Below are 19,893 nucleotides of genomic sequence, written 5' to 3' on the forward strand. Positions count from 1 at the left end.
CGCTCGTTCAGCTTTCGATTCTAGGTGGGGTTAAATTCGCGCTTACAGTTCATGGAACCAAGTCTTCAATACCTGGGCCGTGTTTGACCACAACGGGATGCTTCGTTCCTTGCGGCCCTTGCCCATCAGGTTGATCAGCGTGCTGCCGCTGAACTGGACCTGCTCCTGTCGGAGCGCGATGATTTCGGAAACGCGCGCTCCGGTGTTGTACATCGTCAGCAGCAGTGCATAGTCGCGACGACCGCGCCATAGAGACCGGTCGGGAGCAGCAAGCAGCGCATCGATTTCGACTCGGGTGAGCGCCTGCACCAGCAGTCGATCGGTCCGCTTCAACGGAATCGCAAGTACGCGGGTACGGTTCCCGCGTACTCAGGAAAACTGCTCTGCAAGCACTGGCGGGGCGTTCGCGTTGAAGATAGGCGCACAATGCTTCGCCGACCTCGCAAGGCAACGGCAGTCTCCGTTCGCGGTGAGACTTTCCAGGACGAACGCGCACGCAGCCCTCGACCCAGTCGATGTCGTCGAGCATCAAATGCGTGAGCTCGCAGGCCCGTACGCCCATTCTCGCCAGGACCAGCAACATCGCCCGATTGCGCAACTCGTGAGCGCTGCCGTCGAGCGCTGCTCCGAGCACGCGCTCGGTCTCCTCTGTGGTGAGACGAACCGGCAGAGAGGCGTACTTCCACTGGAGCATCGAGGGAATCGCGGCTTCGAGCTCACGGCCCGCCATGCCGCAGAACATCAGATACCGGAGCCAAGCTCGCAGTGCAGTACCTGGCTTCTTGCGCGAGTGTCCGTGAAGACGTGCAGCCTCTTGGCGAACAAAGGCGGTGCGCCATTCCGCGCGAGGCACCCACTGGTCACGGGCGATTGCCGGGCAGTACTCCGCCAGGAACCGCCGGACAAAGAAGCGATATTGGCGGCGGGACGCGGATGCAAGCCCCACAACCTGCGAGAGATGGCGATCGAAATCGCCGACCCAGCTGTTCTGTTCGTCGGGCAGCGCTGCCTGCGCCAAACGCTTGCCGTTACCTCGTGATCGAGTTGCGGACGAAGTCGGAGACGGTGTGTTGTTCATGAGTCGGCCCTGAACAATTCACTTTGAACGACGACGGCGTTACGCGCCGCGCGTCATCATCAGGTTCCCGCCAATGACGCGCGCCAGAATCAGAGCGCAAAGAAGCCGCAGCTTCCTGAGGATCATCCGCAGGTTATGGCCGGCGCCGCACAGCACCGCATGAATCGCGTCGCCCAGCGCCCCTTTGAGCCAGTTCCGATCGAGCTTGCCGTCGGCCTTCATGTGGCCGATGGCCGGCTCAATGGCGCTACGGCGCCGGATCATGGCGCGCAGGCCGCGTGTAATGCCGCGCCGCAAACCCGGGTGATAGACCTGCACGCCATCGACGGCGACGCCCTTGTAGCCGCGATCGACCACGGCAATTTCCGGTTGAACGTCGCTCAGGATCGCTGCCTGTTCCAAGGCTTTGGCCAGCGTGTGTCCGTCGTACGGATTGCCCGGCATCGAGTTGCCGCTCGACGTCTCGCATCACACGCCCCACGCGCGAACGCAAAGTCCGCAGCGCCTTCCTCATCCGCTTGTACTGCTTCGCATGCGCGTAGCGGCCAATCTGGCTCGCCAGACGAGGCGCTTCGCGGTTGTAGTTCTGCCGCAGCTTCAGCCCGTGCCGAGCGGCGGCCTTCACCAGATGTTCCCGGCAGCGTTCCAGCAGGCGCGAATCGCTCGGATGGGCAATCGCCTTCTCCATCACCGTTGTGTCAACGATCACTCGCTTCAGGCTCGCGCTCTTGATGACGCTGGCCCGTTTGGCCGCTTCGATCGTCTCGGCCAACAGTTCTTCAACACCGGCCTCACCCAGGCGCTTCCTCCAGCGCGTCAGGCTCGATGGATCGATCGGCGGCTTCGTCTGCAAGTACGTCTCGCCCGTGAACACCTGCCAATACAGGTTCTCCAGCCATTGCCAGACCACGTCTTCGTCTGACAGGTCGAATGCGTGCTGCAAGTACAGCAGCCCCGCAACCAGGCGCGGCGAGGTCGCCGGCCGGCCCCGGTTCGAAACGAAGCTCACGCTCATCATCGCGCTCAACCGATCCCAATCGATCCCAATCGATCAGCTCGGCTAACCGCACCAGCGGATGCTTCAGGTTGATCTGCTCGCGCAGCGGTTGGCGGAAGAAATCTCCCTCCGTCACCGGCGTCTTCGGCCCCATCCAGACCTCGTCAGAATTTGCAGGAAACACGCGTCAATATGCCTGCACCTTGCAATTCCCACAACACCACTTCAGCCCACGAGCCTTGCTGTATAAGTCTTGGCGGATTGTTCAGGGCCGACTCATGAGCTTCTCCCGTCGGCCGGAATGACCGATCGGGGAAGCTTGCCCCGATTATGCGCAGACGGCTCAGATGCCAACTGGCTATGACGGACACCCCACGGGATCTGCAGAACTTAACCCGTCACGAGCTGGGCATAACCGGGAACTGTGCCTAAAAGCGCAATTTCCTATCATAAACCTCGAAGTTATAAAAATACCCGTGCTTATGCATAAATTCTCATAAGAGAGCGATTACTTGAGATCCCTCGCGCCAAACGCTTGATCGAACTGCCGGGCTCGTTGCACCTCGTCGCTGTGCAGGTAGGTCGAAGTCGTCGAGATCAATGCGTGTCGCAGGTTGTCGCGCACCATGATCAATTCGGCGCCGCGCGCCAGTGCGTGTGACGCGTGGGTGTGCCGCATCCAGTGTGGGCTCGCGCGCCGTAGCTTTTCGGCGGTTGCCGGCCGCTCGTCCTGGATCGCGTCAGCCGACAGCACGAAGAACCGGCGCAGCACGCGCCAGAGCCGTCTGGATTCGATGCCCGCGCCATCCTCATCGAGGCTCGCGACGAGCGGCGCCGTCGGGTTCCAGCGTGTCGGCGTGACCGGTAGGCCGCGCTGCGCGAGATATTGATCCAGCGCAGTCCAAGCGAGCGACGGTAAGGCCACCTTGCCGAGCTTCCCCCCTTTGCCGAGCACATCCAGATCGTGCCCACGATCTCACGTGATCCATGCGGAACTTGCCAAGCTCTCACATCATGCCCCACGCGCGCGCGAATATCGAACTGGCCGCGCTGAGCCGCTTACCTTTCGCGTCTGGCTATTGCGTTTGAACACTACAATGAGCGCCACCCGCATAAAGCTCTGAAATACCGCTCGCCTCGCGAGTTCAGGCGTGCTGCGGTGTCATCGACCTAACGGTGTCCGCGTGTCCTGTGTTACGGGGGCAACTCCAGCAACTATCTCGCCTTCGCAGCGCCTGCCTGCGCCTTTGGGCCGCTGGTGAGGTGTGTGAACAGAACCATCACGACTTGAACGCGTAGCCACATCGCGTCTCCCCAGGGGGATGGAACTGCGTAAAGCAGTGTTTCCTTCTTGTTTTGCATTAAATTATTTACTAGGATGACACATGCTCTCGATTGTTTTGGGAGTCGATATAAGATCCTGCTTAGTGTTGGTTTGGGCTAACTTCCTGAGTTGGTTGGGATGTCGAAATAATAATTGTGCGAATCTGTAATGTCGCAGGCGCATGCACCTTGAATGTGCAAAGCGAGATCGAGGCGAAACGGACCTTCGGAAATAGCTCCGGGTAATTCCCAAAATGTGGGATTTGTCGTGGTGGGGCAACTGATATGCTGCCGTGCATACAAGTGCATCGCTCATTTCTGGGGATGTGGAACAAGTGAACTTTGATGAGGCAGCGAGCAATAAATGATAGAAACAAAAAACGATATGAATTCCCAATCGATGTCTCTGGGTGACTTCGTTGAGCAGAGTCATCAATTCGTCATGTGGTTTATCCACTTGAGGTGTCATGTAAGAGCAAGGGCGACGGCGCTGGAGGGAAAAATAAGAATAGGTTGGAAGTAGTTGTAGACGTAAAAGTATTCGAAATTATATAAAAATAGACATTAACTATAGCAAATCAATCTTTGATATTAGATTTATTTGTATTGAGGCTATGATTAGGGCGGTTGATTGTGGATGTGTTGAAATTTGTTGTAATGAGCCTCGATTTTTGAGGTGAAGGTTTTCTAGGTGAGCCGAATGCGGTAATGTGCCGTACTTTTTGATCCGCTGTCGTGGAAATGAGCAGATACGTGATTCAGTAGAAATGGATGGCCGGGCGGAACTGTGTTCCAGATTACGTTGATGAACCACGATGCATTGGGTGGCAGTGGCGAATGATACGCGTTATCGATATTTTATCCGCGCGATTTATTTTGAGGATGTCCATGGCGAATAGGATAACCAAATCATGATCAGTGCTTGGCTCAAGCTTCAACCGGAGATCGCGCTGTTCGCGAGCCTCGCGATCGGATATCTCATCGGCTCGTTCCGAATCGGGCCAATTCAGTTGGGCGGTGTATGCGGCACGCTGATCGTTGCGTTGTTACTGGGGCAATTGGGAGTCCGGCTGACGCCGGATCTGAAAAATATCGCGTTTGCATTGTTTATCTTTGCGTTGGGATTCACCGGCGGGCCGCAGTTCTTTGCCAATATAGGTTCCGGCTGGCGTTATGGCCTGCTGTCGATTGTGGAAATTGTTTCGGTTCTATCTGTCGTGATGGTCGCGGTTGCGGTGCTCCATCTCGACGCCGGCACGGCCGCCGGCCTCGTTGCCGGTGCGGCGACGGAATCCGCCGTGGTCGGCACGGCGTCAGAGGCGGTCGCAAAGTTGGGTCTCGCGGGCGCTGAAACCGCGCAGTTGCAAGCCAATATCGTAACTGCTTACAGCGTCTGCTATTTGTTTGGCATCCTGACGATCGTCTTGCTTACCAGTCAATTTTCGCCACTCCTACTGCGCGTCAATTTGCGCGATGAGGCGGAGCGTCTTTGGCGCGAGTTGGGCGGCGACGATGCACTTAGCGAGGGGCAGCGAGTAGCGGCTCCCGCTCTGGTTGGGCGCGCGTTTCGGGTCGTATCGGGTGCGAACATGACGATCGCAGCATTCGAAAAGAAGTACGGCAACAACTTGACGGTAGAGCAAGTCGAGCGCGACGGTGCGAAATTGCTGGTCGAGCCTCAATTTGTACTCGCCGCGGGTGATCTCATTTTGGTATTCGGGCGACGTGCGGCATTGATCGCGGCCGCGTCGGATATTGGTCCGGAAATCGCGGGGCGTGGCCTGGAGGTGGTTGTCTGGGACAAAGTCGACGTGGTGCTGACGCGTCGCGAGGTGCAGGGGCTAACAATCGCTCAGGCGCGGGAGTTGGACGCGCCGGAAAACACGCGAGGTGTATACATTGCAGCCGTCACCCGCCAGGAGAGCACGATTCCTGCCTTGCCTGACACTGAACTGAAAGCCGGTGACGTGCTGACGCTGGTCGGCGCAAAGTCGAATCTCGCGCACGGCGCGCGTCAGCTCGGTTACGTGCTTGCGACGACCGAAGCGACGGATCTTGCCTATCTCGGCCTCGGCGTGCTTGTGGGGATCGCGATCGGACACTTGAGCGGCAGCATTGGCGGTGTGTCGATTGCACTCGGCACCGGCGGCGGTTGCTTGCTGTCTGGACTGCTGTTCGGTTGGGTTCGTTCACGCTATCCGCTCGTCGGTTCGCTGCCGTCTGCCGCTGCGCAGGTTCTGAAGGATTTCGGGCTCGCCGCCTTCATTGCCGCAGTCGGCCTGTCGGCCGGACCGGATGCGATCAAACTCCTGTCCAAATACGGCCTCGCGCTGCCGCTCGTCGGCGTTCTTATGGTGCTCGTGCCCGGCTTGCTGTCGCTCTGGCTTGGCCACGCGCTTCTCAAACTCGACGCGCCGATGCTGCTCGGCGCGATCGCCGGTCAGCAGTGCAGTACGCCAGCAATCAGCGCGCTGGTTAGTGCGGCTGGCAATTCCACGCCAGTCATTGGCTACACGATCACCTACGCCTTGTCGAACATCCTGTTGCCGTTGATGGGGCCAGTCGTCGTCGGACTGGTCGGGAAGCTAGGTTGAGGTGAACAAATCTCTGCACTTTCATTGCGAGGAAACGATGGACTGGCTACATGACGTCTTTCACAAATCACCCGAAATCGCGCTGTTTTTCTCTCTGGCGACCGGTTACTTCATCGGCCAGATCAAGTTCGGCAAGTTCCAGCTGGGCGGAGTGGGCGGATCGTTGCTCGCGGCGGTCGTCATCAGCCAGGTGGGCGTCACGGTCGATAACGGCGTGAAGGCGGTGATGTTCGCCATCTTCATTTATGCGGTTGGCTACAACTCGGGGCCGGGATTTTTCAATTCATTGAGTCGTAAGACGCTGCGTGAGGTTGCGATGGCGCTGTTTCTTGCGGTTTCGGCGTTAATTACAGTCGTCGTGTGCGCAAGGCTTTTCCATCTGAACAAGGGAATTGCTGCGGGACTCGCGGGCGGCGCACTGACGCAGTCGGCGATCATCGGGACAGCCGGCGATGCGATCGCGCGCCTTGGCTTGTCCGCCAACCAGACCAAATCGCTACAGTCGGACGTGGCGATTGCCTATGCGGTGACCTATGTGGTCGGCTCGCTCGGCGCGATCCTCGTCTGTGCAAATCTCGTGCCGAAGTTCATGGGGCAGGGCTTGCGCGAAGCGTCGATCGAAGCAGAAAGGGCGCTGGCTGGCGACAATGCGAGGGCTGAGCCGGGGCAGTTGCCGGCGTTGCCGGATCTGGTCGGCAGAGCCTATCGCGTGAATCATGCGTCCGGCCGCACGATTGCGGACATCGAGATGAACCAGGACGACCTGATCACGATTGAGCGCATCCACCGGCATGGAAAGTCGATCGAGCCGCGACCCGATATCAAGCTCGAAAAGGACGATGTGGTGCTCGTCGTCGGCCGTCGCGAAGGGATGGTCGATGTGGCGCCGCTGATCGGTGCCGAAGTGGCCGATACCGATGGCATCAGCGTCGTGATGCAGACCCGTCAGGCGGTATTCACGCGCAAAGGCATGAATCACACGACGATCGCCGCTGCGAAGACGAATATCGATCGGGATCTGCGTCGCGGCGTGTACATCGAGAGCATTACGCGCGTCGGACAGCCGCTGCCCGTTTTGCCGGAAACGCGAGTCGAACACGGCGACGTTATCACGTTCTACGGCACCCCGGAGGACACGAAGCGAGCCGTGCAGGCGGCGGGCTACGAGTTGCCGTACACCATCAAAACCGATTTCATCTACATGGGCGTGGGTATCGTGCTGGGGCTATTGATCGGCCTGATTGTCATCAACGTCGCGGGGATTCCGCTCACGCTCGGCTCGGGTGGCGGCTGCCTACTCGCGGGACTGGTGTTTGGCTGGATGCGTGGTAAGCACCCGATGTACGGCGTGATGCCATCGGCTGCATCGCATCTGCTTCAAGATTTTGGCCTGGCGGCGTTCGTCGCGGTGGTTGGGCTGGACTCGGGTTTGCAGGCTGCCGTCACTGTCAGGCAAAGCGGGCTGACCATCTTTTTGCTTGGCATTTTCGTGACGCTTTTCCCGCTGTTGTTGACGATGCTGTTTGGTCGCTACGTACTGCAATACAAAAACGCCGCGATCCTGGCCGGTGCGCTGGCTGGGTCGCGCAGCGCCAATCCCGCGTTCGGCGGCGTGCTCGACAAGGCGGAAAGCGCCGTGCCGACCGTACCGTTCGCGGTGACTTATGCGCTCGCGAACGTGCTGCTGACGCTTCTCGGGCCGCTCGTCGTGGGGCTCGTTTGATGCATGGCTGCTATATCGCAGCTCAGTTGTTTCTTTCTTGCTGGCGCGGCTGTAGAACGGTCCACCAAGTCGACGTATTACCCTTACTGGAGAATGCATCATGGCAAAAGGCAATGTCGGCAACGACAACAAACGGGCCAAGCTGGCCGCCCTCAGCCCGTTCGAACTGAAGGACGAACTGATCAAGGCAGCGGGCGGCGGCGCGGTCGAGCGCCCGGCGAACGCGGCGATGCTCAATGCCGGCCGCGGCAACCCGAATTTTTTGGCGACGATTCCGCGCCACGCGTTCTGGCAACTGGGACTCTTCTCCATGCGCGAAGCGGAGCGCTCGTTCGCGTACATGCCGGAGGGTTTGGGCGGATTTCCGAAGCGCGAAGGACTTACCGAGCGGTTCGAGCTCTTCGTGCGCGAGAACAGCGGCATACCGGGCGTCGAGTTTCTCGCGGGAGCGGTTTCGTACGTGCGTGACCAGCTCGGGCTTTCGGCCGGTGATTTCCTGTACGAAATGTGCGAAGGTATCCTGGCGTCGAATTATCCGGTTCCGGACCGGATGTTGAAGCTGTCCGAGATCATTGTCGGGCAATACCTGCGCCGCGAGATGATCGGCAAGCATCCGTTCGTCGGTGAATTCGACATCTTCGCGGTCGAAGGCGGCACGGCGGCGATGACTTATATCTTCAGCACCATGCGCCAGAATCATCTGATTCAGCCTGGCGACACGATTGCGCTCGGCATGCCGATCTTCACGCCTTACATCGAGATTCCAGGCCTGAACGATTACCAGTTGAATGTCGTGCACCTGAATGCCGGCGTCGAAAGCAACTGGCAGTACTCGAAGCAGGAACTCGACAAGCTGCGCGATCCGAAAGTCAAGGCATTTTTCCTCGTCAACCCGAGCAATCCGCCGTCGGTGAAACTCGACGACGAGAGCCTCCATTACATTGCGCAAATCGTCAAGGAACGTACCGACCTGATTTTCCTGACCGACGACGTGTACGGCACATTTGCCGACGATTTTGTATCGCTGTTCGCGCTTGCGCCGAAAAACACGATCCTCGTCTACTCGTATTCGAAGTATTTCGGCGCGACTGGCTGGCGGCTCGGCACGATCGCCATTCATCGCGATAACGTGCTTGACCGGTTGATTGCCGAGTTGCCGAAGAATGTGAAGGAGACGCTCCACGAGCGCTATGAATCGATTACCACCGAGCCTGAGAAGTTGAAGTTTATCGATCGGATGGTCGCCGACAGCCGTACTGTTGCACTTAATCATACTGCCGGCCTGTCGACGCCACAGCAAGTGCAGATGGTACTATTTTCTTTGTTCTCGCTGATGGATACGCCCGATGCATACAAGGGCGCACTGAAGCGCCTGATCCGCAGTCGGAAGCGGGCTCTGTACGAAGAAATGGGCATTGCTTTCGAGGATAACGATTCGAACCAGGTCGACTACTACACGATCCTGGACGTCGAGTTTCTCGGTGAGCGGATGTTCGGACGCGAATTCGTTGAATGGCTGTTCCAAAATACCGAGCCTTCCGAACTTCTGTTCCGACTCGCACGCGAAGCGCGGGTCGTGCTCCTGCCGGGGCGCGGCTTCGGCACTGCGCATCCGTCGGGGCGCGTGTCGCTGGCCAACCTGAACGAATCCGACTACCGCAAGATCGGCCGAGCTATGCGTAAACTGATCGACGAGTATGTCGAGCGTTACACCGCTGCGACGGGAACGAAGCTCGACGGGAAAGAGTGAAATAGCACTGGAATGGTGCGTTGCGTGCCCTGTGATGCGTCGTCGTCGAAATAAGGAGTAGGAATTCATGCTTCGAGCAAACTCGTTCTTTGTGCTGATTCTGCTGCTTGTGGGGTGAACCGCCCCGAGTTTTGTGGAGGCTCCAACTCTTGAGAGAATGGAGCCATGAACAAGAAGCCAAGCAAGTTTTCCCCGGAAGTCCGAGAGCGCGCAGTGCGCCTGGTACGCGAGCAGCGTAGCGAGCACCCATCGATGTGGGCGGCAGTCGAATCGATTGCGCCGATGATCGGCTGCACGCCGCAGACGCTGTTGGATTGGGTTAAGCGCAACGAGGTCGACCGTGGAGAGCGCGATGGCGTGAGTACGGCCGAGCGTGAACGCATCAAAGCCTTGGAGCGCGAGGTCAAGGAACTGCGCCGGACCAACGAGATTCTCAAACTGGCGAGCGCGTTTTTCGCTCAGGCGGAGCTCGACCGCCGTTTCAAGTCCTGAAGGCCTTCATTGATCAGCATCGCGACACCTTCGGGGTCGAGCCGATCTGCAAGGTCTTGCGGATTGCCCCGTCGGGCTACCGACGCCATGCAGCACAACTTCGCGATCCGTCGAAACGCTGCGCCCGCGCGAAACGCGATGAGCTTTTGCAACCGGAGATCAAGCGTGTCTGGCAGGCCAACATGCAGGTCTACGGCGTGCCGAAGGTCTGGAAGCAGATGAACCGGGAAGGCATTACGGTGGCACGCTGCACGGTCGGACGGTTGATGAAGCTGCAGGGCTTGCGTGGCGCAGTTCGCGGTAAGCGTGTTCGCACGACGATTACCGATGTGACCGCGCCGCGCCCGCTGGACCGAGTCAACCGGCAGTTCAAGGCTGACCGACCGAATCAGCTCTGGGTGTCGGATTTTACGTATGTCTCGACATGGCAAGGCTGGCTGTACGTGGCATTCGTGATCGACGTGTTCGCCCGCCGTATTGTTGGCTGGCGGGTCAGCTCGTCGATGACCACGGACTTTGTTCTGGATGCACTTGAACAAGCGCTGTACGCCCGCCAACCGAGCGAGGACTGGACCTTTGATTCATCATTCCGACAGGGGGGCTCAATACGTCAGCATTCGCTACAGCGAACGGCTGGCTGAGGCCGGCATCGAGCCCTCAGTCGGCAGCCGGGGCGACAGCTACGACAATGCGCTGGCCGAAACGATCAACGGCCTGTACAAGACGGAACTGATTCATCGGCGCGCCCCTTGGAAAACGAGGGAATCCGTCGAACTGGCAACGCTGGAATGGGTCGCCTGGTACAACCATCATCGGCTGATGGAACCGCTCGGCTATATCCCGCCCGCTGAAGCTGAGGCAAACTACTACAGACAACTCAGAAATGCCGCTGACGTGTCCGCATTAACTTAAACCAACCAGCCTCCACGATTCCCGGTGCGGTTCACACTTCCGTCGCCTCCGTATTCGTCTCGAGCGCCGTGCTGACATTCACGGCGCGTTCCTCAAACTCGGTTGCTGCCTGATCTGCTGGAATACCCTCCGGCGCGCCCAGCAGCCTTTATGAAACCGTCTCTTACGATGCAACGATTTGCTCAACGTCTACAGCGCTACTGGCACGGCATCCTGGCCCGCTGCCGCCGTCCGCTCTATATCAGCATCGTCGAAGGCATCAACAACACCACCAAGGTCATCAAGCGTCGAGCTTGCGGCTACCGCGACCAGGATTACTTCTTCCTCAAAATCCGTGCCGCCTTCCACGGTAATCCTTGATGAACCATAAAAATGTGAGGGCATCAACTATCGTTGCGATGAATCTAACAAATCACAAGATTATTGATTTGCTATACACTTCACAACGGTTCCCTCGATTTTTCGCCTTCCAACGGTCCCGAGTTATGCTGCGGCGTTTTGGGTCTGCTGAGCTTTGATCCAGTCTCGAAGGAACCGCTCCGGAGAAACGCAACCAAGCGACGAATGGCGACGATTGCGGTTGTAAAACTCTTCGATGTATTGGAACAGATCGGCCTTCGCGTCCTGATGCGTCCGGTAGCGCGTGGCGTGAACCCGTTCGTTCTTCAAGCTGTTGAAGAAGCCTTCCGTCGGGACGTTGTCCCAACAATTTCCCTTGCGGCTCATCGAGCAGCGCATGTCGTAGGCGGCCAGTTTGCGCTGGAACTCGTGACTCGCGTACAGGCTGCCCCGATCCGAGTGGCACCGTGCGCCGAGAGCGGGACGGCAGCGAAACCATGCCATCGTCAACACGTCCGTCACGAAAGCCGCCGTCATACGCGGCTTGGGGGACCAGCCGACTCCCTCCCGGTTCGTATGCCCCTGTTTTTTTTGATCTCAAGCTCCATCTGCTCCGGCTTGACCGGCTTCGATCCGGCGCCGCTGTGCTCGCCCGTCGCCTCAACCTTTACCCAGTTGCGAAGCGTCTGCTCAGAAATGCCCAGCTCGCGCGCCACTATGGCCATTCCCCGGCCATCCTCGACCCGCTTGCTGCGGCCCGTTCGAACTCCGCCGTGTACACCAGTTTCGGTACCTTACACATGCGTGATTGCCTTCCTTTCCGTCGAGTTTATACACGACATCTTGGAAGGCGAAATTTCAGGCGACGCTCACACAGTCACTTCCTCATTCTTGCTAGGTAGGCGAGCTTGGGGCGTACGAGGTGCGCGAAACGTGATATGTGCTTGCGAATTGAATTCCCAAAAATCAATAATTGTAAATCAAGGTATTAGCTGACGAGAAAGTATTCCGTAACGATGATTGCAATAACTACCGCTTGCATTACTTTTAAAAATCTTTTTGTCATGAAAAATATAAGGAGTGCAGATGGAAAAGATAAAAGTTGGTGTTGCTGACAGCCAGCCAGTGGTTCTTGCTGGAATTTCATCCGCCTTGAGTGGAATTAATGATATAGAATTGATTTTTGGAAAGGATAGCGTTCGAGAGATGCTGGAGGCCATCAGAAATAATCGAATTGATGTATTGATATGCGACTTCGAATTTGAAGATGATTTTCGCATAGATGGCGCGCGTTTATTGGGGATTGTCAAGGACATTTCTCCGGGAACTAGAGTCTTGTTTTTTAGTGCGTCTTCAACTCCTGAAATCGTTTCTCGAGCTCTCAAAGCCGGTGCTGCAGGATTTGTTAGCAAATTGGGGGCGGACTTCTCTAGACTAGCCACTGGCATTCGAGATGCGTATCTTCAGAAAATCTATCTGGCCCCATCACTGGCTGGAACTGTGATTTATTCATTGATTAATCAAAGGAAAGGTGTGAATGGAGTTTCTTCTCTATCGAAATGTGAGGCTGCTGTTGCGAGATTAATTTGCGATGGATTATCGATTGATCAAATTGCAAAGCGAATGAGTAGGAGTCCAAAGACGATTAGTAATCAAAAAAATTCTGCAAAGAGGAAGTTGGGTGCTAGAAGTGATATTGAGTTGGCGAGAATTATGAATGAATCTAAATAGTGACGATCCTGACGAGCCGCCTAGAAGCTCCAACGCAATGAGTTTTGAAGCTGTCGCCGGCAGATGATACAGGCCGCGATTTTCATGAGCGCCTCGTGCATGGTCGCGAGGCGTTCGAACCGAATGCGCAGGTGTCTGAAGTTGTGCAGCCATGCGAAGACTGTCGCCGGGTCGACATCGTTAGTTTGAGGCAGGTCCATTGCAATACCCTAGAAAATGCAAAATGCCGATGCTAGTCGATTGCGTTGCGGATTTCGGTGATGGTGATCAGGCGTTTCGGCGAACGTGATCAGTTTGGAAGGTGGTGTTGCGCGGTCAATGGTGAACCGCTCCGGGTTTGTCGGAGACTGCCGAGTTTGGCGCTACGCCGCGCGAGCGGACAGCGCCAGATTCCGATTGTAAGCTCCCTCCGCTTCTGCCGGCGACACGTACCCGAGCGGGCCGAGCAGCCGATGGTGGTTGTACCAGTGCACCCATTCGAGCGTCGCGAGCTCAACGTCCTGCAGCGTACGCCATGCCCGCCGATGCACCACCTCAGCCTTGTATAGCCCGTTGATGGTCTCGGCCAACGCATTGTCGTACGAATTGCCGACGCTGCCCGCAGATGGTTGCACCCCAGCGTCCAGCAAACGTTCGGTGTACCGAATGCTCAGATATTGGGCCCCGTGGTCGCTATGATGAATCAGTCCGGGTGCCGGCTGGCGTTCATGCAACGCCTGATTGAGTCGTCGCGCCAGGCAGAGGTGGCCTCACTCGTTCGGACAGTTTTCTGAGATTTTTAAGTGGAACGTCCGAGGCAATCATGCTGCCGATTTGATCGCAGGCAGCGTCGCGAAGTATGCCTCATCCGGCGTCCGATCCGCCAGGCTCGAATGGGGCCGTTTTCGGTTGTACAGCTCGATGTAGTCGCCGATGGAGCGCCGGGCATGGCTGACCGACTCGTAAGCTCGCAGGTAAACCTCTTCGTACTTGACGCTGCGCCACACGCGTTCGACGAACACGTTGTCGCGCCAGGCCCCTTTACCGTCCATCGACAGCCGCACGCCTCGACCCAGTACGGCCTCGGTGAACGCGCCCGCCGTGAACTGGCTGCCCTGATCGGTGTTCACAATGTCCGGCAGCCCGTAGCGCGCGAACGCTTCCTCGAGCGCCTCGACGGCGTGCACTGCTTCCAGCGTGATCGCCACCCGGTGCGAGAGCACCTTGCGACTTGACCAATCCACTACTGCCGTCAGGTACACGAAGCCTCGCGCCATCGGAATGTATGTCGTGTCCAGTGCCCACGCCTGATTGGCCCGGGCGATTTTCATGCCGCGCAGCAGGTACGGCCAGATCTTGTGCTGCGCATTGCGTCGGCTCGTGTTCGGCTTGCAGTACAGCGCTTCCACGCCCATGCGTTTCATCAGCGTGCGCACGCGGCGGCGGCCGACCTCATAGCCTTCCCGGCGCAACAGACGCGCCAGCATCCGCGCTCCGGCAAACGGAAACTCCATGTGCAGTTCGTCGATCCGCCGCATCAGCAACTGGTCCGCCTCGCTCACTGGCTGCGCCCGGTAATACGCGCTCGATCTCGCGATGCCAACCAGTCGCGTCTGTCGCGAAACCGGCAGCGCATGCGTACGGTCAATCATCGCTTTGCGCTCAGCAGTCCGGCTTTGCCGAGCGCTCCTGACAAAAAATCGTTCTCCAGCGTCAACTGTCCGATTTTCGCGTGCAGCGTTTTCACGTCCACCGGCGGCTCGTTCGACGGTGGAGCGGCCGCGCCGAACACATCCGCCGCACGCTCCTGCAGTTGCCGCTTCCACTCCGTGATCTGGTTCGGGTGCACATCGAACTGCTGCGCCAGTTCGGCCAGCGTGCGCTCGCCCTTGACCGCCGCCAGGGCCACTTTCGCTTTGAACGCCGCTGAGTGCGTCCGTCGGGTTCTCTTCGTCATCTTTCCGGTTCCTTTGCCTGCATTATCGCTGGCTCAGGCCCCGGGCATTCCACTTACCCGACTGTCCGAATTTGCGCGGCCACCTCTAGCGATCATCCCAGCACGCAGCCGGCGCCCGCGGGACAAGGAGTAGGTTTCACATTGCACCTTGTCCGGTAGTTGGAGCGGCGATGAAGGTTGCTTGTGTTGCTTTGCGTCCACCCGCGCCTCTTACGAGCAGGACATTCCCCGGAGGTTCGTACAGACAGCGGTGATCATGCCCGTAAACCTGCCGCCGTAGAAGTCCTTGGCGACCCCATTGATGGATGGTGGTCTGGCTCACTTTGAACTGCGCGGCGAGCTCGGCGCCGGTAAGCAGACCGCGCGAGCGCAGTCGCTCAAATCGGCTCGGCAATCCATAGGTGGTCCGCACCAGCGCAACCTTCCTGGCGGTAAATGCTTGCTGCTGCCAGTTTGTATATCCAAGTTCATTGAGTCGCGTGGCGACCTGCTGATCGGTACACGTTTCGAGAAGCTCATCGATAACCGTCACGACGGCCGGTAGTGTCTTGCGTACAAGTGCCATCGGCCTGGGATTGTCGACCGCCAGTGAAGTCGTCCGGCCACCCCGGAAACGCACGTGGATCGAGACCTTCTCTGACTTCACAAGAGTGACGTCTTCGATAAGCAGTCCGAGCATTCGCTTGCGCTCGATGGATTCGACGCGCCTATCGTTCCAGACGGCGGCGAAGTCATCTGCAAGAGCGCGGATACGCGCACGAGCCTCATCTCCAAGCAGATCCTGGTCTGACCGGCGTTGGCGATCGTGTTCCTGCTGCAGCACGTCAAGTCGACGTAGGCGATCGTTCCAATCGGCTTCCAGCGCATCGGCAACCATCCGGTTCGCTGGATCGACATTCATGTAGCGACGGCGGGCGAGTTCGGCTTCGTATCGTGCGCGTTCCAGTTGCTTCAGACGCATGGAATCGGCCTGCTCAATACGTCCGGCGATCTCGTCCTCGACTGCGAGCGCCACTTCGATGGTTGCCGGCCCAACTGTCTCCAGGAGCAACGCACTGATTGCATCATCGATCGCACGCCCACGTATCGACTGGCATGGTTTGCCCGCATCGTGAGCAGCGACGTCGTGACATACGTAGTACGGCTCCATCCTGTCGCTTACCTTCTGATAGCGCACACGCATGCGATTGCCGCAAATACCGCAGATGACGCGCCCCTGCAGCAGTCCGTCCCCTTCGCGAGGGACCGTACCTCGCACGAGCGAACCGAAGCCATTCGCGCTTTGCCTAAGCGTCACCTGATTGCGCTCGAATTCGTCCCAGTCAATGTAACCGATGTGGGCGTCTCGTATGAGAACCTGCCAGTCGGATTGCGCGACCTTGAGTTGCGTGCTCGTCAAGTCGGCTTTGCGTCCAATTCTCGTCCGACCGTACACAAAGGCACCGGCATATCGGGGATTGTGGAGGATCTGTAGAACACGCGATGTGTTCAGTGCGCCCCAGTGCACTTCGCCTTTGCCGATGCCGCGGCGGATCCGGCGCGGGAAGGACCAGCCTTCGCGACGGAAGCGGCGTACCACCATGCTTGCCGAGTGCGTTTGCCGGTAGGTATCGAACAGCAGTCGCAGGCTCGCGTGGATTTGCTGGTCGGGGTCGAGCACAACCGATCCGTTTGGATGGTAGACCAGCCCGACGGGAAGTGGCAGTTCGAGTTCGCCACGTCGCGCCTTGTTGCGCATCCCACCCTGCAACCGCGCGTTCAGCACGTGCAGCTCCGCCTCGCTCATGGTTCCCTTCAGGCCGAGCAGCAGGCGGTCGTTGAAGTAAGCCGGATCATAGACCCCGTCTTCGTCCAGAATCAGGGTGTGGGTCAGTGCCGCAAGTTCGATGAGCCGATGCCAATCGGCGTTGTTGCGCGCCAGACGAGATACCTCAAGTCCGAGTACGATGCCGGCGTGGCCTATGGCGACCTCCGAAACCAGTTGCTGGAACCCGTCCCGGTGTTCTGCGCTTGCACCGGACAGCCCAAGATCGGTGTCGATAACGTGGATGCGTTCGATGGGCCAGCCCAGTGACACGGCGCGCTCACGCAAAGCATACTGGCGCTTCGTACTCTCGGTGTTCTCAAAGACCTGGCGTAGTGAAGATTGCCGCACATAGAGGAAGGCATCACGGCGCAAGTGGTCGTGCGTAACCTTCTGATACCGTTCAGTAGACATGGGCGAGCTCCGAATGGGTCCGTAGAACGAGGTTGGCCAGCAAACGCACAAACTCGTCGCCAGCCGGAAAGGCGTCCATACGCTGCGCCTGGTGACGCGAGGTAGCGTCTATGGCCGCCGTTGACTTCACGAGTACAGGAAGTCCATGCAGCATCCCGTGATAGCGCAGCGCTGCGGCGCCCTCGGCGCGCGGGGTGCCGTCGATCACCGCATCGCGTAGGGCCTCGTAAGCGGCGGTCAAGGCTTGCGCGAAGGGGACGGCGGCAACGGTTGGCTCTACGGTTTTTTTTTGCGCGCGATTGCGCGTTCGATGCTGCGGGGGTGGACAGAGATGCCGAGCTCGGATTCCAGTTGCTCGGCTAGCGCCCGGGCGTGAATCGCGCCATCGCCTTCGAGATGTCGTTCGACGAACGCCATCGCCTCGAAATTGAGCTTGTGCGCTCCCTTGGGCCCACGCTGCTTCGGAGCGAGTCCTGCCAAGCCATCGCGAGCAAACGCGGCCTCGGCCTGATAGAAGGTTGGCCGTGACATGCCGAACAGGGCCGCAGCATCGGCCTTCGATGCGCCGTCGACGCTGACATGGCGCAGCATCTCGTACTTGACTTGAATCAAGTCGCGGGCGTCGAAAAAATCGCTCGACTGGAACCAGGAAGCCTGCACCCTCTCGGGATGGGGATTCAGTACCCCGAGGCGCCTGAGACGTTCCAGCTTTGGATCGGGCTTGGTCAAGATCGCTGCACCGGTGCAAAGTGTGTAATCTAAAATATGCCGCACACACGTCAATGTCAAGGTCGGCGCGCAATCGAATGCGCCGGCCAAATCGCGATATTGTGGGTATATTGCTACGCACGTCGCGCTCACGCGAATCTGATGCGGCGTAATTTAACTTACATTGGCGGCGTAATTTACTTGACACGCCCCAGGACCTCCGGCCTCAGGTCGTCGATTAGCGCGCGCAGCCTCCGAAGGTCGTCGACACGAAAGGCGGAGCGCCCCGCCGCAGCCTGCGCGAACGCGTCCGGCTCATCCACGTTCGTCCATGAGGCCAGTATCGATACCAGCTGGCCATGTTCGTCGTAGAACATGACGCGGTCCTCTCCCCAGTTGATGCGCCGGGTAGCCAGCTGGATTCGTGTACCGCGTCGCGGGTGAAAGGGATGGGTGATCTCGACCGTTACGGCCGTGCAACCGTCGTCACGACAAGCAGTTGCTGACTTACGATAAGGCGAAGGTCGAGCAATCGGTGCTCCTCGTTCAGCGCTGGATTCTGGCGCGGCTGCGCCACCAGCGCCTGTTCAGCCTCGATGAAGCGAACCGCGCGATCGCCACACTGCTCGTCGGTTTGAACAACAAGCCGTTCAAGAAGCTGCCCGGCTGTCGCCGCAGTGCCTTCGAGGAACTCGATCGCCCGGCGTTGCGGCCGCTGCCCGAGCGGCCGTATCAGTTCGCCCAGTGGAAGCTCGCGCGCGTCGGGATCGACTACCACGTCGAAGTCGTCGAGCACTTCTACTCCGTGCCGTACCGCTACGCGCGCGAACAGGTCGACGTGCGCTACACCAGGACCAGCGTCGAGATCTTCCATCGCGGCCAGCGCATTGCCGCGCATGCCCGCAGTGAGCGGCGCGGCCATCACAGCACGATCGCCGCGCACATGCCGCCGAATCACCGGGTGGCCACCACCGAGTGGAACCCGCAACGCCTGCTCAAATGGGCAGCCAGTATCGGTCCGCACACCGCCGCCGTCGTCGAGCACCTGCTCAGTGGCCGCCAACACCCGGAGCAAGCCTACCGCGCCTGCCTGGGTGTGCTGCGGCTGGGCAAGGACTACGGGGCCACGCGGCTGGAGGCCGCCTGCAGCCGCGCCATCGATCTGAAAGCGTCGAACTACCGCTTCATTGCGTCGACGCTGAAGAACGGTCTGGAAAGCAAGGCCGAGACGGCCGCCGCCCAGGCCGAGTTGCCGCTCGTGCACGCGAACGTGCGCGGACCATCCTACTACCACTGACTGGAGATCGTCATCATGTTGCATCATCCGACCGTCGAGAAGCTCCATACGCTGCGCCTGTTCGGCATGGCAGCGGCGCTGGCCGAGCAGCAATCGCAGGCCAGCATCGATCAACTCGGCTTCGAGGAGCGTCTCGGGCTGCTCGTCGAGCGCGAGGCCAGCGAGCGCGATTCGCTCCTGCTCACGGCGCGGCTGCGCCGCGCCAAGCTGCGCTTCCCCGGCGCCGTGCCAGAAGACATCGACTACCGTTCGTCGCGCGGCCTGGACCGGACGCTGCTCGCCCGGCTGCTGACCGGCGAGTGGATTCGGGAGCGGCAGAATGTGATCCTGGTCGCGCCGACCGGGCTCGGCAAGAGCTGGTTGGCGTGCGCTCTGGTGAACCAGGCCTGCCGGCAGGGCTACTCGGCTGGCTATCTGCGCATGCCGAAGTTCAGTGAGGAGATGGCGATCGCGCACGGCGCCGGCCGCTATGCCCGGCTGCTCGCGCAGTGGGCTCGAACCGACGTCCTGGTGCTCGACGATCTCGCGATGGCGCCGATGTCCGATCAGGCGCGGCGCGACCTGCTCGAGGTGCTCGACGACCGGCACGGCTCCCACTCGACGATCGTCACCAGTCAGATCCCCATCGAGAACTGGCATGCCGCCATTGGCGACCCGACGCTCGCCGACGCGATCCTCGACCGACTCGTTCACAACGCCCATCGCCTCACGCTCGCCGGCGAATCGATGCGCAAGCGCCGAAATGGTTTGACCAGCAAGGAGGTGTCGGAGTAAAAACGCTCAGGCCCGCGTCGC

12 protein-coding genes, 9 pseudogenes and 1 other annotated feature are annotated in these 19,893 nt (G+C 59.1%); of the genes and pseudogenes, 9 read left to right on the forward strand and 12 right to left on the reverse strand.

Annotated features, from left to right (window positions below; all coding sequences use genetic code 11):
- Window positions 1-42: 42 nt before the first annotated feature.
- The 4 genes and pseudogenes from WS78_RS37385 to WS78_RS34690 form a co-directional block, all read right to left on the reverse strand.
- Window positions 43-309, reverse strand: a complete 267-nt coding sequence (locus WS78_RS37385; RefSeq protein WP_059579017.1) for a tyrosine-type recombinase/integrase — start codon at window positions 307-309, stop codon at window positions 43-45.
- A gap of 112 nt (window positions 310-421) precedes the next feature.
- Window positions 422-1,078, reverse strand: a pseudogene (locus tag WS78_RS38470) (tyrosine-type recombinase/integrase); the annotation flags it as partial.
- A gap of 39 nt (window positions 1,079-1,117) precedes the next feature.
- Window positions 1,118-2,229 (reverse strand): annotated as a pseudogene (locus WS78_RS34685) (IS5 family transposase).
- A gap of 354 nt (window positions 2,230-2,583) precedes the next feature.
- Window positions 2,584-3,042, reverse strand: a pseudogene (locus WS78_RS34690) (tyrosine-type recombinase/integrase); the annotation flags it as partial.
- Between the two features lie 1,267 nt (window positions 3,043-4,309).
- Between WS78_RS34690 and aspT (WS78_RS34695) the strand changes: the two are divergent.
- From aspT (WS78_RS34695) to WS78_RS34715, 6 genes and pseudogenes are all read left to right on the forward strand, one after another.
- Complete coding sequence (gene aspT / locus WS78_RS34695) at window positions 4,310-5,992, forward strand: aspartate-alanine antiporter (RefSeq protein WP_059584092.1); 1,683 nt, start codon at window positions 4,310-4,312, stop codon at window positions 5,990-5,992.
- 37 nt (window positions 5,993-6,029) lie between these two features.
- A complete protein-coding gene (aspT, locus tag WS78_RS34700) occupies window positions 6,030-7,715 on the forward strand; it encodes an aspartate-alanine antiporter (protein WP_059584094.1) in 1,686 nt (561 codons plus the stop codon).
- A 100-nt stretch (window positions 7,716-7,815) separates the two neighbouring features.
- Entirely contained in the window at window positions 7,816-9,465 is a 1,650-nt protein-coding gene (locus WS78_RS34705) for a bifunctional aspartate transaminase/aspartate 4-decarboxylase (RefSeq protein ID WP_059584097.1), read from the forward strand.
- A gap of 165 nt (window positions 9,466-9,630) precedes the next feature.
- A pseudogene (locus WS78_RS34710) lies at window positions 9,631-10,869 on the forward strand (IS3 family transposase).
- Window positions 9,912-10,028 (forward strand) — a sequence feature (AL1L pseudoknot). Its footprint overlaps the pseudogene before it by 117 nt.
- 34 nt (window positions 10,870-10,903) lie before the next feature.
- A pseudogene (locus WS78_RS36840) lies at window positions 10,904-11,023 on the forward strand (IS5/IS1182 family transposase); the annotation flags it as partial.
- 14 nt (window positions 11,024-11,037) lie between these two features.
- Window positions 11,038-11,229, forward strand: a pseudogene (locus WS78_RS34715) (transposase); the annotation flags it as partial.
- 123 nt (window positions 11,230-11,352) lie between these two features.
- Here WS78_RS34715 and WS78_RS34720 read toward each other — a convergent pair.
- Window positions 11,353-11,781 (reverse strand): annotated as a pseudogene (locus tag WS78_RS34720) (DDE-type integrase/transposase/recombinase); the annotation flags it as partial.
- Window positions 11,742-11,933, reverse strand: a complete 192-nt coding sequence (locus WS78_RS38475) for a transposase (RefSeq protein ID WP_394335899.1) — start codon at window positions 11,931-11,933, stop codon at window positions 11,742-11,744. The gene WS78_RS38475 and the pseudogene WS78_RS34720, both read right to left, overlap by 40 nt.
- A 361-nt stretch (window positions 11,934-12,294) precedes the next feature.
- On the opposite strand from WS78_RS38475, the gene WS78_RS34725 reads away from it, so the two are divergent.
- Window positions 12,295-12,939 (forward strand): response regulator transcription factor, encoded by a 645-nt coding sequence (locus WS78_RS34725; RefSeq protein WP_082717416.1) that lies wholly within the window; start codon window positions 12,295-12,297, stop codon window positions 12,937-12,939.
- Between the two features lie 362 nt (window positions 12,940-13,301).
- On the opposite strand, the pseudogene WS78_RS34735 reads toward WS78_RS34725, so the two are convergent.
- The 6 genes and pseudogenes from WS78_RS34735 to WS78_RS34760 form a co-directional block, all read right to left on the reverse strand.
- A pseudogene (locus WS78_RS34735) lies at window positions 13,302-13,664 on the reverse strand (integrase core domain-containing protein); the annotation flags it as partial.
- 75 nt (window positions 13,665-13,739) lie between these two features.
- Window positions 13,740-14,875 (reverse strand): IS3 family transposase gene (locus tag WS78_RS34740; protein WP_394335868.1). Its coding sequence is split into 2 segments (ribosomal slippage): window positions 13,740-14,620 and window positions 14,620-14,875, totalling 1,137 coding nucleotides; the frame shifts between segments, so codons are not numbered across the junction.
- Between the two features lie 136 nt (window positions 14,876-15,011).
- Entirely contained in the window at window positions 15,012-17,093 is a 2,082-nt protein-coding gene (locus WS78_RS34745; protein WP_059581534.1) for a recombinase family protein, read from the reverse strand.
- On the reverse strand, window positions 17,083-17,334 hold the full coding sequence (locus tag WS78_RS34750; protein ID WP_059581537.1) for a hypothetical protein: 252 nt from the start codon (window positions 17,332-17,334) through the stop codon (window positions 17,083-17,085). Before WS78_RS34750 ends, WS78_RS34745 begins: the two co-directional genes overlap by 11 nt.
- Window positions 17,335-17,369: 35 nt before the next feature.
- Window positions 17,370-17,822, reverse strand: a complete 453-nt coding sequence (locus WS78_RS34755) for a helix-turn-helix domain-containing protein (RefSeq protein WP_059581540.1) — start codon at window positions 17,820-17,822, stop codon at window positions 17,370-17,372.
- 176 nt (window positions 17,823-17,998) lie between these two features.
- Window positions 17,999-18,259: a DUF5372 family protein gene (locus tag WS78_RS34760; RefSeq protein WP_156432289.1), complete on the reverse strand. Its 261-nt coding sequence runs from the start codon at window positions 18,257-18,259 to the stop codon at window positions 17,999-18,001.
- 53 nt (window positions 18,260-18,312) lie between these two features.
- Here WS78_RS34760 and WS78_RS34765 point away from each other — a divergent pair.
- Together WS78_RS34765 and istB are read left to right on the forward strand one after the other, a co-directional pair.
- Window positions 18,313-19,098 (forward strand): annotated as a pseudogene (locus tag WS78_RS34765) (Mu transposase domain-containing protein); the annotation flags it as partial.
- Between the two features lie 15 nt (window positions 19,099-19,113).
- Entirely contained in the window at window positions 19,114-19,872 is a 759-nt protein-coding gene (gene istB, locus WS78_RS34770; RefSeq protein ID WP_059580329.1) for an IS21-like element helper ATPase IstB, read from the forward strand.
- The last annotated feature ends 21 nt before the right edge of the window (window positions 19,873-19,893 follow it).

Origin of the sequence: Burkholderia savannae, from assembly GCF_001524445.2 — a bacterium.
In the GTDB taxonomy this organism is placed as follows: Bacteria; Pseudomonadota; Gammaproteobacteria; order Burkholderiales; family Burkholderiaceae; genus Burkholderia; species Burkholderia savannae.

Excerpts from the sequence above, each read along its gene's own strand:
- WS78_RS38475 (WP_394335899.1), bottom strand. The coding sequence starts at position 11,933 with ATGGCCATAGTGGCGCGCGAGCTGGGCATTTCTGAGCAGACGCTTCGC.
- aspT (WP_059584092.1), top strand. The coding sequence starts at position 4,310 with ATGATCAGTGCTTGGCTCAAGCTTCAACCGGAGATCGCGCTGTTCGCG.
- istB (WP_059580329.1), top strand. The coding sequence starts at position 19,114 with ATGTTGCATCATCCGACCGTCGAGAAGCTCCATACGCTGCGCCTGTTC.
- WS78_RS34705 (WP_059584097.1), top strand. The coding sequence starts at position 7,816 with ATGGCAAAAGGCAATGTCGGCAACGACAACAAACGGGCCAAGCTGGCC.
- WS78_RS34725 (WP_082717416.1), top strand. The coding sequence starts at position 12,295 with ATGGAAAAGATAAAAGTTGGTGTTGCTGACAGCCAGCCAGTGGTTCTT.
- WS78_RS34745 (WP_059581534.1), bottom strand. The coding sequence starts at position 17,093 with ATGTCTACTGAACGGTATCAGAAGGTTACGCACGACCACTTGCGCCGT.
- aspT (WP_059584094.1), top strand. The coding sequence starts at position 6,030 with ATGGACTGGCTACATGACGTCTTTCACAAATCACCCGAAATCGCGCTG.